This is a genomic window from Autumnicola patrickiae, assembly GCF_031846525.1.
In the GTDB taxonomy this organism is placed as follows: Bacteria; Bacteroidota; Bacteroidia; order Flavobacteriales; family Flavobacteriaceae; genus Autumnicola; species Autumnicola patrickiae.
The window spans coordinates 540,856-555,507 of sequence record NZ_JAVRHM010000001.1 but is presented as its reverse complement, the minus strand read 5'-3'; the positions used below and the strand labels follow the sequence as shown (position 1 = coordinate 555,507).

Below are 14,652 nucleotides of genomic sequence, written 5' to 3'. Positions count from 1 at the left end.
CGGTGAAGGGTGGTTTTAAAAATCATTTAAATACATTTCAAGATCTAGTAACCTTCAGCGTACTCAACATCATAACTAACTACTTCACCATCAACGGTAGTAACGTTACTTATTTGCAAAACACCGTAATAGTTATAGGTTTCTACGTTACCGTCTTCATCTTCAACTTCTCTTGTAGTTTTATATACGAAAGTATCTCCACTTTCAAGATCTGTAAAAGATGTTTCAGGATCACCTGCTTCAAAAGCTTCCCATGCTGTTAGCACATCTGCTTCTTCAAAAAACTCACTTTCTACCTCTACAAAAGAAATGTCAACATCATTTATGACTTCAAACCCGGTTGGATCCAGGAAACGGATTTCACCTTCTTCATTTCCTTCTTCTGAAATCTCACCTGTAGCTAAATTAAGTTGATTGGTAAGAGCATCATCAGTTAAAGTTACTGAATTGGATGTAGTAAAAGCCTTGGGTGTTATCGCTATTGTAGATTCGATAACATCTGTCATTTCACCGCTCGTGGCAGTGAATTTATAATGTAGAGTGTCATTAACCATTAGGTTCAATTCCTCATAGTTAGTTTCGGATAGTTCCACATATCCGCCGTCTGTCGAAAGTTCTACACCACTCGGCATATAAGTGCCATCTTCATTCTTTTTAAGCATGAGACTTACGTCATCTATTGGAGCAGAAAAAGAATATACTTCGTAGGCAAGACTAACAGATGAAAGACTGTCCATTGTAATTTGGTTAGGATTGTCATATTCATCAGCTGCATTGCCAAGGGATAAAACTTTTCCTACAGAAATAGTAAATGGGTCTTCAGAAACGTTTCCATTTGAATAGGTAGTTCGTATTCTTACTGGATAAGTTCCTTCTTCCTCGTCTATTCCATCGTCATCTGGAAAAGTGAAATTTCCGAGAATGGAAGAATTAAAACTGGCACTTTCCCCAGATACTGTTGCAGTACCAACTACTTCACCATCTTGTAAAATTTCTACAGTTTCAGCAGTAACACCTTCAGAAGTAATTAGATCGATATTCAATTCTTCATTGGTATCAAAACGGCTAAGACTACGATCTGTTAATAACGCATAGCCACCAAGATCTGAAGTTCTGTCCTTTAGATCGTCTTCTTCGCTTTCACATGAAGCTAGGCCTACAGCAATAAATAAGCAAAGGCCCCAGTATTTTATATTGTTTCTCATTATTTTCGTTTTTATATTTTAATTAAAGTTCAGACTCAACATCCCAAAAGAGTGGAGTTTGTTGATCATCTCCTCCAATAGCATCTGAAGCATCTATATAGTTGGTGTTATTTAAATTCTGCTCGTCTACAGGATAAGTGAAGCGCAATGGTACCGGAGTTCCAAATTCTTGTGGAAGGACAAGATCGGGATTATCATATTTTCTCCATAATGACCACCCCTGAAAAGGGTTATCAAACATAGCAATCCAATATTGAGTAGCAAATTGTTCAATGCTACCGTCATAAGATACTGCAGGTTGTGCAAGATATGCAGTGACCATAGCTTCAGTTCCTCCCCAATATAAAATAGAAGCTTCTATTGCATTCTCATAGTGCGTTTCTGCATCACCGGGAACCGAATAACTGAGTTCAGCTGCGCGTGAGAGGTTAAACTCTACTTCTGCATAATCAAGTAGAATACCTTCTCTTGTAGGCTCAAGAAAAGGATCTCCAATGTGCGTGTAGGCCGAATAGTTGTTGCTTCCTCCATAAACTCCTCCCGTGTAAACACCTTCACCAAGATTATCATCAAAGTAAGCCATCCGTCTCGGGTCGTTCAAAGCGTTCATGTAATCTACAATTGTAGCAGAAGCAAGAAAATCAGAACGTCCACTTTGTACCAGATCTTCCCATAATGGATTAGTATTTGGAAAAGTTCCCAAATATTCCACAGTTGCGTTATCATTATTTGAAGTGAAAACTCCATCTGAGACAGCGTTCTCCACTGTGGCCTTGGAAAGATCAGGATTTGACTGAGAAATTCTCATTCCTAACCTTAGACTTAATGAATTGGCAAATTTCAGCCATTGTTCCATGTCTCCACCATAAATCACATCAGCTGTAGTATAACCAGTACCGGCAGAAAGTAAAACATCTACTGACTCTAATCTACTTATAAGATCTTCATAAATGGTCAAATCATCATCATAAACAGGTAGTGAATTATCGGGTTGTAATGCTTCGGAATAAGGAATGTCTCCAAAGGTATCCACCAATACGTGCCATGCATATATTTCAATTACCTCTATTTGTCCTAGACGAGCATCTTTTTCAGCTTGACTCAATTCTTCATTTTCCATTACAATATTACGCGCATCTTCTAGATCATAAAGTACATCCCTATAAATCTCAGACCACACATTATCGGGGTTTTGTCTTGATGTCAAATCGTAGTTTGGTTCATCCAGATATGTTGTCGTTGTCCAATACTGGGCCAGGAATCTGTACAAGCCATCATTTACATTAGGACTGGCCATATTATCGGATAAGCTTACTGTAGCTGCTGTGAATAAAAAGTCGGAAGCTACTTCTGTCGGATTCTTTGGATCTCTGTTAAGATCCTCATACTCCTCGTCACTCTGGCAGGACCATAATGTAACAAGAGCTGTGATAGCTACTATATATTTTTTCATAGTTGTTTTTGTTAAAAGTTAAACTTAAGACTAGCACCAATTTCTCTCATAGTTGGATACGCACCTGATTGATATCCCTGTACATTTCCTGAACTAAGACCAGCCTCTGGATCAGAATATGGAATGTTTTTATGGATAATCCATAAATTTCTTCCAATTAATGAAATAGATGCTCTGGTAAAAGGTGTAGCGTCTATAAACTTATTTCCAAAGTTATAGGTGAGATTTGCTTCTCTCAGCTTTACATAGGAAGCATCGTAAACATGTCCTGCATTAGCATCTCTGGCATAACCAAAAGGATTACCGTAATAATCTGTTCTTGCTCGCGTGCCATTAGGTGAAGTATTAGTTACATCATAAGTCCCATCAGAATTATATTCTACATCTCCCTGGACACCATCCAGAATCACGCCACCTCCATTTGAGATAGTGTTTCTCATAGGATTTCCAAGATCGTTAATTCCTACACTACTTTCATATAGTCCTGTAGCATTACCGTACCAAGTATCAAGGGAGAAAATGTCTCCTCTTTTTGTATGTCAACAAGAAAGCTAAGAATTAAATTCTTGTATTGCAAAGTGTTTGATACACCTCCGGTCCAGTCTGGCTGAATATTTCCAATAATGTAATTGGAGTTCGGTGTAACCTCATAATATCCTGAAGAATTAATTAGTCTGTTACCATTATCATCATAAACATAGTCTGTTCCTCTAATAGCACCATAAGGTTGTCCTGGAGCAGCATTTATGGTAATACCTCCCTGGAGGCCATTATCTAGCTGTAAGTTATCTATACCGTCTGCTAGCTCAAGAACTTCACTTTCATTTTTAGCCCAGTTAAAATTCATTGTCCAACGAAAATCTTCAGTTCGTATAGGATTAAGGGTTAATTGAGCCTCAATACCTTTATTCTCTATAGTTCCGGCATTTAACAACTTAGACGTGAACCCTGTCGCAGCAGAAACAGAAACAGGTGTTATTTGGTCTTCTGTTTTGGAGTTATAATAAGAAACATCAAAAGCTATTAATCTTTGCAGGAAGTTTACTTCAAGGCCAAATTCATAAGATTTCATACGTTCTGGACGTAATTCTAAATTGTTAAGTGAAGATGCATTAGTAGCCCACCCTGCATTGCCAAATGCTGAGAATTCTGATCCAGCAGCTTGGCTTGCTAGAAGATAAGTGTTAAAGACATTGTAAGGGTCAGTATCGTTACCTACCTCGGCATAGTTACCTCTCAATTTTGCAAAATCTAGCCAGTCAGCTTCAATTACGTTAGATAGGAGTATACTGGTAGAGATAGAAGGATACCAGAAGGTATTATTTTCCATAGGAAGGGTTGAAGAACGATCTCTCCTAATAGTTCCTTCCAGATAGTAAGTATCTAAGTATCCAAGACCTGCTCTGGCATATACACCATCAAGCATTTGTGCCATTTCATATTCTGTAGGTGGATTTATCGGACTCACAGAATTTGTTAATGCGTAAAAACCAGGAGCATTAAGTCCTCCGTTTGTAGCAGCATCAATATATGTCCTTTCGTTTCTTCTGATATTTGCACCAAGATTTCCATCGACATTAAGATCTTCATTAATGTCTTTGTTAAAGTTGAGGATAAGATCATAGTTATACTCGGCTGCACGATTATTATACCTGCTGTACTCGGAAACACCAGCGCTACCTACATTTATTCTTTCTTCCTGTAACTCATCAAAAGTGTCAAAAGTAAATCGTCCCAATACGCTAAATACATCATTAATCTCATAGTTAAGATTAACATTACCAAAATACCTGTTACGGGTATCTGTCTGGTAATTTTCATACAATGTCCAGTATGGGTTATCAGAATATATAGGAGATAAATTCTCTGGACTATTTGGGTTCCACGTGATATTTTCTCCTGTTGCAAAATAAGCTTCTCTCTGCTCATACAAATCTACGTTTGTCTGATACCACTGTCTGAACTGCTGCATGATATTTAGCGAGCTATATCCTGTGCCATAACGGCCTTTACCGTCAGTTTTGGTATAGGTGATATTGGTTTGTGCGGTAAATTTGTCTGTAAAATCATGAGAACCACTAAACATTAAGGTATTTCTTTTGATTTCACTGTTCGGAAGATTCCCTTGTTGGTCAAAGTTAGTGGCACTCACACGGAAAGAACTTTTATCTGTTCCTCCATCTAATGCCACAGAATTTATAGAAGTATAGCCTGTTTCCCATATAGCGTTAGGAGTGTTTCTTCCTGCTTCCCAAGGAGTAGCCTGTTGGTAAGTATCCAGTTGTGGATAAATTGAGTTCCACTGGTAGATCGGTTGCCCATCAAACGCGGCACCGTAGGAAGCATCTTCTGTAAATGGAGTTACTTCGTCAAGATTGCCATCTCCGTCCACATCATACAAGTTGAAATAACCAGTATCATAATAGGGTCCATAACCAGCACCATATTGATCCTGATAAGTAGGAAGTGTACTGTTATCTACGTTTGAAACCATCAATGTAGAGGTTAAAGAAACTCCGATGCCTTTGCCTTTACGACCTCTCTTAGTTTCAATAATAATGGCTCCGTTGGCGGCTCTTGCTCCATACAACGCCGTTGCCGCGGCACCCTTTAATACGTTAATAGACGCAATGTCATTAGGGTTAATATCGGAAGCCGCATTACCATAATCATATCCTCCAGCTCCTCTTTGTTGATCGACTGAGTTATTGTTGGCATTACTAACTGGAGTCCCATCAATAACGAAAAGTGCCTGGTTGTTTCCCGTTAATGAGGAACTACCTCTTATAACCACGTTCGATGATCCTCCTAAGGTACCTGAAGAGCTGACTTTAAGGCCTGCTACTTTACCTGATAAAGAATTCACGAAGTTCTGGGTAGGAACATCAGAGACTTCAGAACCATCGACTTCCTGTGTGGCATATCCTAAGGATTTCTTTTCTCTTTCAATACCTAAGGCTGTGACTACTACTTCGTCCAGCTGTGATGCATCTTCAGCAAGAACTACATCAATTTCATCTACGTTTGTCACAGCATATTCTGCTGTTTCCAGACCTATAAAGGAAAAAACCAAAACGTCCCCCTGGGTTGCCGTAATTGAATAGTTTCCATCGAAATCCGTTTGAACACCTGTAGATGTTCCCTGAATTAGGACATTTACTCCTGGCAGGGGCAGACCATTTTCGTCTGTCACCGTACCAGAAATAGTCCTTTCCTGTGCAAAGGATATGTGCACAACAAACGCCAGTAATAGCGTTAAAATACTACTTAACTTTGTTTTCATTTTTATAATTTGTTTGAATTAGCCATTATAAAAGTGAGGATAAATGGTCTATTATACAAGTAGTTATTTCCAAATTATCGTCATTTTACTACAAAATTCCTATCATCTGCTCCTACTACCTTAATTTAGAGGAGGTAAGATTTAATAATATTTTATGTTAAATTTTAAAAAGGAGCTGTTTTGCCTCATATTTTTACGTGATTTTCAATGAAATTTAATTTTATCTAAATTAAACACATCGTTTTCGCTATTAATGGAAAAATTCAATAATTTAATTTGCTTCTTATTCTTTTTGTAGGAGGTGACTACAATAAATTAAAAACTGCTGAAAATTAATTCATTATCGTTTGAATAATTTGTTTTTATTACTACCTTTGCAAACCCTTAAAAATGGGGAGGTAAAATTTATTAATAATTAGGTAAAAGAAATTATGCCAACAATTTCACAATTAGTACGAAAAGGAAGAGCCAAAATAACTAAGAAGAGTAAATCGGCTGCTTTGGATTCGTGTCCTCAAAGGAGAGGGGTGTGTACACGTGTGTATACTACCACTCCTAAAAAACCTAACTCGGCTATGAGAAAAGTAGCAAGGGTAAGGTTGACAAACGGAAAAGAGGTGAATGCTTATATTCCGGGAGAGGGTCACAATTTACAAGAGCACTCGATAGTATTAGTTAGAGGTGGAAGGGTAAAGGATTTGCCGGGAGTTAGATACCACATCGTTCGTGGTGCTTTGGATACCGCTGGTGTCGAAGGAAGAACACAGCGTAGATCTAAGTACGGTGCAAAACGCCCTAAGAAGTAACAAAAGGTTAGAAGTTAAAGGTTAAGAAGAGAATTTTTTAACTGATAACAATTAACGATTAACTTATTACAAAGAAGAAATGAGAAAAAGACAGGCCAAAAAAAGACCACTTTTACCAGATCCTAAGTTTAATGATCAGCTTGTTACACGTTTTGTGAACATGATGATGTGGGATGGAAAGAAGTCGGTTGCCTTTAAAATTTTCTACGACGCAATTGATGTTGTAGAACAGAAGAAACAAGACGAAGAGAAAACCGGTTTGGAAATTTGGAAAGATGCTCTTTCTAACGTTATGCCGCACGTAGAGGTGCGAAGCAGGCGTGTTGGTGGTGCAACATTCCAAATCCCTATGCAAATTAGGCCAGACAGAAAGGTTTCAACTGCTATGAAGTGGTTAATTAGCTTTGCTCGTAAGAGAAATGAAAAGGCTATGGCTCAAAAATTAGCTGCGGAAATCCTTGCTGCTGCTAAAGAAGAAGGTGCTGCAGTTAAGAGAAGAGTGGATACTCATAAGATGGCTGAAGCTAATAAGGCATTCTCTCACTTTAGATTCTAAAAAAATGGCACAAAGAGATTTAAAATATACAAGAAATATTGGAATTGCGGCTCATATTGATGCTGGTAAAACAACGACAACAGAGCGTATCCTTTATTATACTGGAGTAAGTCACAAAATTGGTGAGGTTCATGATGGTGCAGCAACAATGGACTGGATGGAGCAAGAGCAGGAAAGAGGTATTACAATTACTTCGGCTGCAACTCATTGTAAGTGGATGTACAGAGATCAGGAATTTACGGTAAATATTATCGATACTCCGGGACACGTTGACTTTACTGTAGAGGTGGAGCGTTCGTTACGTGTCTTGGATGGTATGGTTGCCTTGTTTAGTGCAGTAGACGGGGTTGAGCCTCAGTCTGAAACTGTATGGAGACAGGCAGATAAGTACAAAGTTCCACGTTTAGGATTTGTAAATAAAATGGACCGTCAGGGTGCCGATTTCTTTAATGTGTGTAAGCAGGTTAGAGAGATGTTGGGAGGTAATCCTGTTCCATTGCAAGTTCCAATTGGAGATGAAATTGACTTCAAAGGGGTTGTAGATCTTATCTCTAAGAAGGCAGTTATCTGGAGCGATGAGGATATGGGAATGACTTACGAGATCATCGATATTCCAGAAGAGCTTAAAGCAGATGTTCAAAAATACCGTACTGAGCTTGTGGAAGCTGTAGCCGAGTATGATGAAGCATTAATGGAAAAGTTCTTCGAAGATGAAGAATCTATTACAGAAGACGAGATCATTGCTGCCTTAAGAGCTGCTACTATAGATATGTCTATTATACCTATGATGTGCGGTTCTGCCTTTAAAAATAAGGGTGTTCAGGCAATGCTTGATGCTGTTATGAGATATTTGCCTTCTCCGGTAGATGTGGAAGCTATTGAGGGTACTAACCCTGAAACAGGTGAAGAAGAGAAGCGTAAGCCGAATGTGGATTCTCCATTTTCAGCCCTTGCTTTTAAAATTGCTACCGATCCTTTTGTAGGGCGTTTGGCTTTCTTTAGAACGTATTCGGGAACTCTCGATGCTGGTTCTTACGTGTTAAACGTGCGTTCAGGTAAAAAAGAGCGTATTTCCCGTATTTACCAGATGCATTCTAACAAACAGGAGCCTATAGATAAAATTGAAGCTGGAGATATTGGGGCAGCGGTAGGATTTAAGGATATTAAAACAGGAGATACCCTTACAGATGTAAATCATCCTATTGTTTTGGAATCTATGACGTTCCCTGCGCCGGTAATTGGTATTGCTGTCGAGCCTAAAACTAAGGCCGATGTGGATAAGATGGGTATGGCTTTGGCTAAATTAGCTGAAGAGGATCCAACTTTCCAGGTGAAAACCGATGAAAATTCAGGACAGACTATCATTTCTGGTATGGGTGAATTGCATATCGAGATTTTGGTGGATCGTTTGAAAAGAGAATTTAAAGTAGAGGTGAACGAAGGTCAGCCTCAGGTTGAATACAAGGAGACAGTAACCAGGAGTGCAGATCATAGGGAGGTTTATAAGAAACAATCTGGTGGTCGTGGTAAGTTTGCTGATATTGTTTTTGAAATGGGTCCTGCAGACGCAGACTTTGAGGGTCCCGGTCTGCAATTCGTAGATGAAATTAAAGGTGGGCGTATTCCTAAAGAATTTGTTCCTTCAGTGCAAAAAGGATTTGCAGAGGCTATGAAACATGGTCCTCTTGCTGGATTCCAGATGGATACTTTAAAAGTTGTTTTAAAAGACGGATCTTTCCACCCAGTGGATTCTGATCAACTTTCTTTTGAATTGGCTGCAAAAATGGGGTACAAGGCAGCTGCTAAAAAAGCAGGAGCTGTTATTCTTGAACCAATCATGAAAATGGAAGTTGTTACTCCGGAAGAAAATATGGGTGATATTGTTGGTGATCTTAACAGAAGAAGAGGTCAGGTCAATAATATGTCTGACAGATCTGGAGCTAAAGTTGTAAAGGCTGAAGTACCACTTTCTGAAATGTTTGGTTATGTAACCACACTAAGAACATTGTCTTCAGGTAGAGCAACTTCAACTATGGAATTTTCTCACTATGCTGAAACACCTTCTAATATTTCAGAAAGCGTGATAAAAGCAGCAAAGGGTACATCAAACGAATAATATTAGGAACATGAGTCAGAAAATAAGAATAAAATTAAAATCTTACGATCACAACCTGGTAGACAAGTCTGCTGAAAAGATTGTAAAAACCGTAAAAACTACGGGTGCTGTAGTTACCGGCCCAATTCCGTTACCTACACATAAAAAAATCTTTACAGTATTACGTTCTCCTCACGTGAATAAGAAATCCAGAGAGCAGTTTCAGTTAAGCTCTTATAAAAGGCTTCTTGATATCTATAGTTCTTCATCAAAAACAATTGATGCTTTGATGAAACTGGAATTACCAAGTGGGGTAGAGGTAGAGATCAAAGTGTGATAATCACAGGCCGAAAATTGACATTTTCGGTGACATGTCCTGAGCAGTTGGCGAGGGAAAAACGGAAAAAAATACATTCAGGGCGAAAGTATTTTTTGCCCTGAATTTTTTAAAATAGTTTCTTTCCCCAGCCCTATAGGGAGAGTAACTTTAGATAAAGAATAGGGAAATAAAATAATAATAATTAAGAATTATGTCTGGGTTAATAGGAAAAAAAATAGGCATGACCAGCATCTTTGACGAAAATGGGAAGAACATCCCTTGTACCGTGATAGAAGCAGGACCATGCGTAATTACCCAAGTCAGAACCAATGAGGTTGACGGGTACGAAGCACTTCAACTTGGTTTCGATGACGCAAAGACTGCAAATAAAGCTGCTACAGGGCACGCTAAAAAAGCAGGAAGCGCTCCAAAGCGTAGAGTCGTTGAATTCCAGGGTTTTGATGGGGATTACAAATTAGGCGACGCTATAACTGTGGAGCATTTTGCTGAAGGTGAATTTGTTGATATAGCAGGTACATCTAAAGGTAAAGGTTTTCAGGGTGTTGTTAAGAGACACGGTTTTGGTGGTGTAGGTCAGGCGACTCACGGTCAACATAACCGTTTAAGAGCTCCTGGTTCAATTGGTGCTGCATCATATCCTGCAAGAGTTTTTAAAGGAATGAAGATGGCCGGCAGAATGGGTGGAGAAAAAGTAAAAGTTGAAAACCTTCGAGTTTTAAAAGTCGTTGCAGATAAGAACCTCCTGGTTGTAAAAGGAGCTGTTCCGGGACACAAGAACTCATACGTAATCATTAGTAAGTAATGGAAGTAGCAGTTTTAGATATAAAAGGAAAAGAAACAGGTAGAAAGGCAAACCTTTCTGATGCTGTTTTCGCTATAGAGCCAAACGATCACGCTGTTTATCTTGATGTTAAGCAGTATCTGGCTAATCAGCGTCAGGGAACTCACGCTGCTAAGGAGCGTGCAGAGATTGTTGGTAGTACTCGAAAAATTAAGAAGCAAAAAGGTACTGGTACAGCACGTGCTGGTAGTATTAAGTCTCCTATTTTTAGAGGTGGTGGACGTGTTTTTGGTCCAAGACCCAGAAACTATGGTTTTAAATTAAATAAAAACCTAAAGCGTTTGGCAAGAAAATCTGCTTTATCTATTAAAGCAAATGACAAATCAGTCATCGTTGTGGAAGATTTCCAATTTGATGCACCAAAAACCAAGAATTTCAAAGATGTTTTGAAGGCCTTAGGCATTGAAAACAAAAAATCTCTGATAGTGTTGGGTGGGTCAAATAAAAACGTATATTTGTCATCACGAAATTTGAAAACCTCAGAAGTTATAAGTAGCACAGAATTAAGCACTTATAAAATATTAAATGCAAATAATATTGTGTTTTTAGAAGGTTCTCTAGAAGGAATTGAGTCGAATTTAAGTAAATAAACGGTATGAGTGTCTTAATAAAACCTATTATTACAGAGAAGGCCACGGCTGATAGCGAGTTGAATAACTGCTATTCTTTTGTGGTAAATAATAAGGCGAATAAGATTGAAATTAAAGACGCGGTTGAGTCTGCTTATGGCGTTTCAGTTACTAAAGTTCGCACAATGAATGTCCGTCCGGATCGTAAAACCAGATATACAAAGTCTGGTATGATTACTGGTAAAACTTCAGCTTATAAGAAAGCTTTAGTACAGGTGACGGAAGGTGAAACTATTGATTTATACAGTAATCTTTAAGATTAAAAAATGTCAGTTAGAAAATTAAAACCAATCACCCCTGGTCAGCGTTTTAGAGTAGTTAATGGGTTTGACGCCATTACTACTGATAAGCCGGAGAAAAGTTTATTGGCTCCGATAAAAAAATCAGGTGGTAGAAACAGTCAGGGAAAAATGACCATGCGCTATAAAGGTGGTGGTCATAAAAGACGTTACAGAGTAGTTGATTTTAAAAGGGATAAGCAGGGTATTCCTGCGACTGTAGCTAGTATACAGTATGATCCTAATAGAACGGCCTTTATCGCTTTATTGAATTATCAGGATGGTGAAAAAAGGTATATTATTGCTCAAAACGGGTTACAGGTAGGACAAAATGTTGTATCAAGCAATGAGGCTGCAGCTCCGGAAATTGGAAATGCAATGCCTTTGGCTAACATTCCTCTTGGTACCGTTATTTCTTGTATCGAGCTTAGAGCTGGTCAGGGAGCGGTGATGGCTCGTAGTGCTGGTGCTTTTGCTCAGTTATTGGCAAGAGAAGGAAAATATGCAACTATTAAACTTCCTTCTGGAGAGATTAGAAGGATACTTTCTACATGTATGGCTACAATTGGTGCTGTTTCAAATAGTGATCATCAATTGCAGATTTCTGGTAAAGCCGGTAGGAAACGATGGTTGGGTAGAAGACCAAGAACTAGACCAGTTGTTATGAACCCTGTGGATCACCCAATGGGTGGTGGTGAAGGTAGAGCTTCAGGTGGTCACCCACGTTCTAGAAAAGGTTTACCTGCAAAAGGTTTCAAAACCCGTTCTAAAACAAAATCGAGTAATAAATATATTGTAGAACGTAGAAAGAAATAATAAGATATGGCACGTTCATTAAAAAAAGGACCTTACGTTCACTATAAATTAGATAAAAAAGTTTCTCAAAATATTGAGTCTGGTAAGAAGGCGGTTATCAAAACCTGGTCGCGCGCTTCTATGATTACTCCAGACTTTGTTGGGCAAACTATAGCGGTGCATAACGGAAAACAATTTGTTCCTGTTTATGTAACGGAGAACATGGTAGGGCATAAATTAGGAGAATTTTCACCAACTCGTTCGTTTAGAGGGCATGCTGGTGCAAAAAATAAAGGTAAAAGATAATTGAAGCTATGGGAGTTCGTAAAAGAGAAAGAGCAGAGCAAATAAAGGAAGCCAAGAAACAGGTAGCTTTTGCAAAATTAAATAACTGCCCTACTTCGCCAAGGAAAATGCGCTTAGTTGCGGATTTGGTACGTGGAGAGAAAGTAGAAAAAGCGCTTCAGATATTAAAATTCAGTCAGAAAGAAGCATCGGGACGCGTTGAGAAGCTTTTGCTTTCAGCCATTGCTAACTGGCAAGCTAAGAATGAAGATGCAAATCTTGAGGAGGCTGAATTATTTGTGAAAGAGATTCGTGTAGACGGTGGGAGTATGTTGAAGAGACTTCGTCCGGCACCACAGGGTCGAGCACACCGAATTAGAAAGAGATCCAATCACGTAACTTTGGTGCTTGGAGCAAACAATAATACACAAAGCTAAGAAGAGTATGGGACAAAAGACAAATCCAATCGGAAATCGCCTTGGTATTATCAGAGGATGGGAATCCAACTGGTATGGAGGAAATGACTACGGCGATAAATTAGCCGAAGACGATAAGATTAGAAAGTATATCCATGCTCGCCTCTCGAAAGCGAGTGTATCCAGGGTGATTATTGAGCGTACCCTAAAGCTTGTAACCGTTACTATCACCACTGCCAGACCCGGTATTATTATTGGGAAAGGTGGCCAGGAGGTAGACAAGCTGAAAGAAGAGCTTAAGAAGATTACCGATAAAGAGGTTCAAATTAACATCTTTGAAATTAAAAGGCCAGAGCTTGATGCGCATTTAGTGGCGTCTAGTGTTGCGAGACAAATTGAGAATCGTATCTCTTACCGTCGTGCAATAAAAATGGCTGTTGCGGCTGCAATGAGGATGAATGCTGAGGGAATCAAAATTCAGATTTCCGGGCGTTTAAACGGTGCTGAAATGGCACGTAATGAATCCTACAAAGATGGAAGAATTCCTTTGTCTACTTTTAGGGCCGATATTGATTATGCTTTAGTTGAAGCTCATACTACTTATGGTAGGCTGGGTGTTAAGGTATGGATCATGAAAGGTGAAGTGTACGGAAAAAGAGAACTTTCCCCACTTGTTGGTCTTGCAAAGAAACAAGGAGGTAAAGGAGGAGGTTCCGCACGAGGTGGTAATAAATCACGTCGTAGAAAGTAATTTTTTAAAGTAAAGAAAAATGTTACAACCTAAAAGAACAAAATATCGTAAGCAACAGAAAGGCCGCATGAAGGGAAATGCCGGAAGAGGGCATAGACTTTCAAATGGAACTTTCGGAATCAAATCAATGGATTCCAGTTTCATTACATCTCGTCAAATAGAAGCTGCGCGTATTGCTGCTACTCGTTACATGAAAAGGGAAGGGTCTATCTGGATTAAAATATTTCCAGATAAGCCAATTACAAAGAAGCCTCTTGAAGTACGTATGGGTAAAGGTAAAGGTGCTGTAGAGTATTGGGCAGCTGTTGTAAAACCAGGAAGAATTATGTTTGAAATTGGTGGAGTGCCAATGGATGTCGCTAAAGAGGCTTTGCGTCTTGCAGCACAAAAACTTCCTGTGAAAACTAAATTTGTTGTAGCTAGAGATTATCAAGCTTAATATATAATTTTATGAAACAATCAGAAGTAAAAGAACTGTCTGTGGCAGAATTACAAGAAGAGCTTGGAAAATCTAGAAAAGCATATTCAGATTTGAAAATGGCTCATGCAGTTTCGCCACTGGAGAACCCTATACAGTTAAGAGCTGTAAGAAGAAGCATAGCGAGACTAGCTACAGAGTTAAATAAAAGAGAACAACAATAATTGTTATTCTGCTGAAAGATGGAAAAAAGAAACTTAAGAAAAGAGCGTGTAGGCGTGGTTACAAGTAATAAAATGCAGAAATCAATTGTGGTTTCTGAAGTTAAGAAAGTAAAACACCCTATGTACGGAAAGTTCGTTTTAAAAACTAAGAAGTACGTAGCGCACGACGAGACAAACGACTGCAACGAAGGTGATACTGTAAGGATCATGGAGACACGACCTTTAAGTAAATCCAAGAGTTGGAGATTAGTAGAAATAATTGAAAGAGCGAAGTAAA

18 protein-coding genes are annotated in these 14,652 nt (G+C 38.8%); 14 read left to right on the top strand and 4 right to left on the bottom strand.

The window, feature by feature from the left end; translation table 11 throughout:
- Positions 1-44: 44 nt before the first annotated feature.
- The 4 genes from RM549_RS02635 to RM549_RS02620 are packed head-to-tail and all read right to left on the bottom strand — an operon-like array spanning position 45 to position 5,941.
- On the bottom strand, positions 45-1,205 hold the full coding sequence (locus RM549_RS02635) for a hypothetical protein (RefSeq protein WP_311680517.1): 1,161 nt from the start codon (positions 1,203-1,205) through the stop codon (positions 45-47).
- Between the two features lie 22 nt (positions 1,206-1,227).
- Positions 1,228-2,658: a SusD/RagB family nutrient-binding outer membrane lipoprotein gene (locus RM549_RS02630; protein ID WP_311680515.1), complete on the bottom strand. Its 1,431-nt coding sequence runs from the start codon at positions 2,656-2,658 to the stop codon at positions 1,228-1,230.
- Between the two features lie 11 nt (positions 2,659-2,669).
- Positions 2,670-3,098: a hypothetical protein gene (locus RM549_RS02625; protein ID WP_311680514.1), complete on the bottom strand. Its 429-nt coding sequence runs from the start codon at positions 3,096-3,098 to the stop codon at positions 2,670-2,672.
- A 23-nt stretch (positions 3,099-3,121) separates the two neighbouring features.
- Positions 3,122-5,941 carry a SusC/RagA family TonB-linked outer membrane protein gene (locus RM549_RS02620; protein WP_311680508.1) on the bottom strand — a complete coding sequence of 940 codons (2,820 nt, stop codon included), beginning with the start codon at positions 5,939-5,941 and terminating at the stop codon, positions 3,122-3,124.
- A 431-nt stretch (positions 5,942-6,372) separates the two neighbouring features.
- Between RM549_RS02620 and rpsL the strand changes: the two genes are divergently transcribed.
- The 14 genes from rpsL (at position 6,373) to rpsQ (ending at position 14,651) form a co-directional block, all read left to right on the top strand.
- Positions 6,373-6,747, top strand: coding sequence for a 30S ribosomal protein S12 (gene rpsL, locus RM549_RS02615; RefSeq protein WP_010230128.1), 375 nt, complete (start codon positions 6,373-6,375; stop codon positions 6,745-6,747).
- A gap of 79 nt (positions 6,748-6,826) precedes the next feature.
- Positions 6,827-7,303: a 30S ribosomal protein S7 gene (gene rpsG, locus RM549_RS02610; RefSeq protein ID WP_311484707.1), complete on the top strand. Its 477-nt coding sequence runs from the start codon at positions 6,827-6,829 to the stop codon at positions 7,301-7,303.
- Positions 7,304-7,307: 4 nt separating this feature from the next.
- The gene (gene fusA / locus RM549_RS02605) at positions 7,308-9,419 is read left to right on the top strand and encodes an elongation factor G (protein ID WP_311680489.1); all 2,112 of its coding nucleotides are present in this window, start codon (positions 7,308-7,310) and stop codon (positions 9,417-9,419) included.
- Positions 9,420-9,429: 10 nt separating this feature from the next.
- Positions 9,430-9,735: a 30S ribosomal protein S10 gene (gene rpsJ, locus RM549_RS02600; protein WP_007094989.1), complete on the top strand. Its 306-nt coding sequence runs from the start codon at positions 9,430-9,432 to the stop codon at positions 9,733-9,735.
- A gap of 193 nt (positions 9,736-9,928) precedes the next feature.
- Positions 9,929-10,540 carry a 50S ribosomal protein L3 gene (gene rplC, locus RM549_RS02595; protein ID WP_311494414.1) on the top strand — a complete coding sequence of 204 codons (612 nt, stop codon included), beginning with the start codon at positions 9,929-9,931 and terminating at the stop codon, positions 10,538-10,540.
- Positions 10,540-11,169 (top strand): 50S ribosomal protein L4, encoded by a 630-nt coding sequence (gene rplD, locus RM549_RS02590; protein ID WP_311680468.1) that lies wholly within the window; start codon positions 10,540-10,542, stop codon positions 11,167-11,169. The genes rplC and rplD overlap by 1 nt, the downstream gene beginning before the upstream one ends.
- Before the next feature lie 5 nt (positions 11,170-11,174).
- The gene (rplW, locus tag RM549_RS02585; protein WP_311494412.1) at positions 11,175-11,465 is read left to right on the top strand and encodes a 50S ribosomal protein L23; all 291 of its coding nucleotides are present in this window, start codon (positions 11,175-11,177) and stop codon (positions 11,463-11,465) included.
- 9 nt (positions 11,466-11,474) lie between these two features.
- Positions 11,475-12,302 (top strand): 50S ribosomal protein L2, encoded by an 828-nt coding sequence (rplB, locus tag RM549_RS02580; protein ID WP_311680462.1) that lies wholly within the window; start codon positions 11,475-11,477, stop codon positions 12,300-12,302.
- Positions 12,303-12,308: 6 nt separating this feature from the next.
- Positions 12,309-12,587 (top strand): 30S ribosomal protein S19, encoded by a 279-nt coding sequence (gene rpsS / locus RM549_RS02575; RefSeq protein ID WP_311680460.1) that lies wholly within the window; start codon positions 12,309-12,311, stop codon positions 12,585-12,587.
- Positions 12,588-12,595: 8 nt separating this feature from the next.
- Positions 12,596-13,003: a 50S ribosomal protein L22 gene (gene rplV, locus RM549_RS02570; protein ID WP_311498300.1), complete on the top strand. Its 408-nt coding sequence runs from the start codon at positions 12,596-12,598 to the stop codon at positions 13,001-13,003.
- Between the two features lie 7 nt (positions 13,004-13,010).
- A complete protein-coding gene (gene rpsC, locus RM549_RS02565; protein ID WP_311680458.1) occupies positions 13,011-13,733 on the top strand; it encodes a 30S ribosomal protein S3 in 723 nt (240 codons plus the stop codon).
- Between the two features lie 19 nt (positions 13,734-13,752).
- Positions 13,753-14,172: a 50S ribosomal protein L16 gene (gene rplP / locus RM549_RS02560; RefSeq protein ID WP_311494408.1), complete on the top strand. Its 420-nt coding sequence runs from the start codon at positions 13,753-13,755 to the stop codon at positions 14,170-14,172.
- 11 nt (positions 14,173-14,183) lie between these two features.
- Complete coding sequence (gene rpmC, locus RM549_RS02555) at positions 14,184-14,375, top strand: 50S ribosomal protein L29 (protein WP_311494407.1); 192 nt, start codon at positions 14,184-14,186, stop codon at positions 14,373-14,375.
- A gap of 18 nt (positions 14,376-14,393) precedes the next feature.
- Complete coding sequence (rpsQ, locus tag RM549_RS02550; RefSeq protein WP_311484697.1) at positions 14,394-14,651, top strand: 30S ribosomal protein S17; 258 nt, start codon at positions 14,394-14,396, stop codon at positions 14,649-14,651.
- Position 14,652: the final 1 nt, after the last annotated feature.

Bases quoted from the DNA above. Each gene is read 5' to 3' on its own strand.
- RM549_RS02620 (WP_311680508.1), bottom strand. From the start codon at position 5,941: ATGAAAACAAAGTTAAGTAGTATTTTAACGCTATTACTGGCGTTTGTT.
- RM549_RS02625 (WP_311680514.1), bottom strand. From the start codon at position 3,098: ATGAGAAACACTATCTCAAATGGAGGTGGCGTGATTCTGGATGGTGTC.
- rplW (WP_311494412.1), top strand. From the start codon at position 11,175: ATGAGTGTCTTAATAAAACCTATTATTACAGAGAAGGCCACGGCTGAT.
- rpsQ (WP_311484697.1), top strand. From the start codon at position 14,394: ATGGAAAAAAGAAACTTAAGAAAAGAGCGTGTAGGCGTGGTTACAAGT.
- RM549_RS02630 (WP_311680515.1), bottom strand. From the start codon at position 2,658: ATGAAAAAATATATAGTAGCTATCACAGCTCTTGTTACATTATGGTCC.
- rpsS (WP_311680460.1), top strand. From the start codon at position 12,309: ATGGCACGTTCATTAAAAAAAGGACCTTACGTTCACTATAAATTAGAT.
- rplB (WP_311680462.1), top strand. From the start codon at position 11,475: ATGTCAGTTAGAAAATTAAAACCAATCACCCCTGGTCAGCGTTTTAGA.
- rplP (WP_311494408.1), top strand. From the start codon at position 13,753: ATGTTACAACCTAAAAGAACAAAATATCGTAAGCAACAGAAAGGCCGC.
- fusA (WP_311680489.1), top strand. From the start codon at position 7,308: ATGGCACAAAGAGATTTAAAATATACAAGAAATATTGGAATTGCGGCT.
- rpsC (WP_311680458.1), top strand. From the start codon at position 13,011: ATGGGACAAAAGACAAATCCAATCGGAAATCGCCTTGGTATTATCAGA.
- rplC (WP_311494414.1), top strand. From the start codon at position 9,929: ATGTCTGGGTTAATAGGAAAAAAAATAGGCATGACCAGCATCTTTGAC.
- rplD (WP_311680468.1), top strand. From the start codon at position 10,540: ATGGAAGTAGCAGTTTTAGATATAAAAGGAAAAGAAACAGGTAGAAAG.
- rplV (WP_311498300.1), top strand. From the start codon at position 12,596: ATGGGAGTTCGTAAAAGAGAAAGAGCAGAGCAAATAAAGGAAGCCAAG.
- rpsG (WP_311484707.1), top strand. From the start codon at position 6,827: ATGAGAAAAAGACAGGCCAAAAAAAGACCACTTTTACCAGATCCTAAG.
- rpsL (WP_010230128.1), top strand. From the start codon at position 6,373: ATGCCAACAATTTCACAATTAGTACGAAAAGGAAGAGCCAAAATAACT.
- RM549_RS02635 (WP_311680517.1), bottom strand. From the start codon at position 1,205: ATGAGAAACAATATAAAATACTGGGGCCTTTGCTTATTTATTGCTGTA.
- rpmC (WP_311494407.1), top strand. From the start codon at position 14,184: ATGAAACAATCAGAAGTAAAAGAACTGTCTGTGGCAGAATTACAAGAA.
- rpsJ (WP_007094989.1), top strand. From the start codon at position 9,430: ATGAGTCAGAAAATAAGAATAAAATTAAAATCTTACGATCACAACCTG.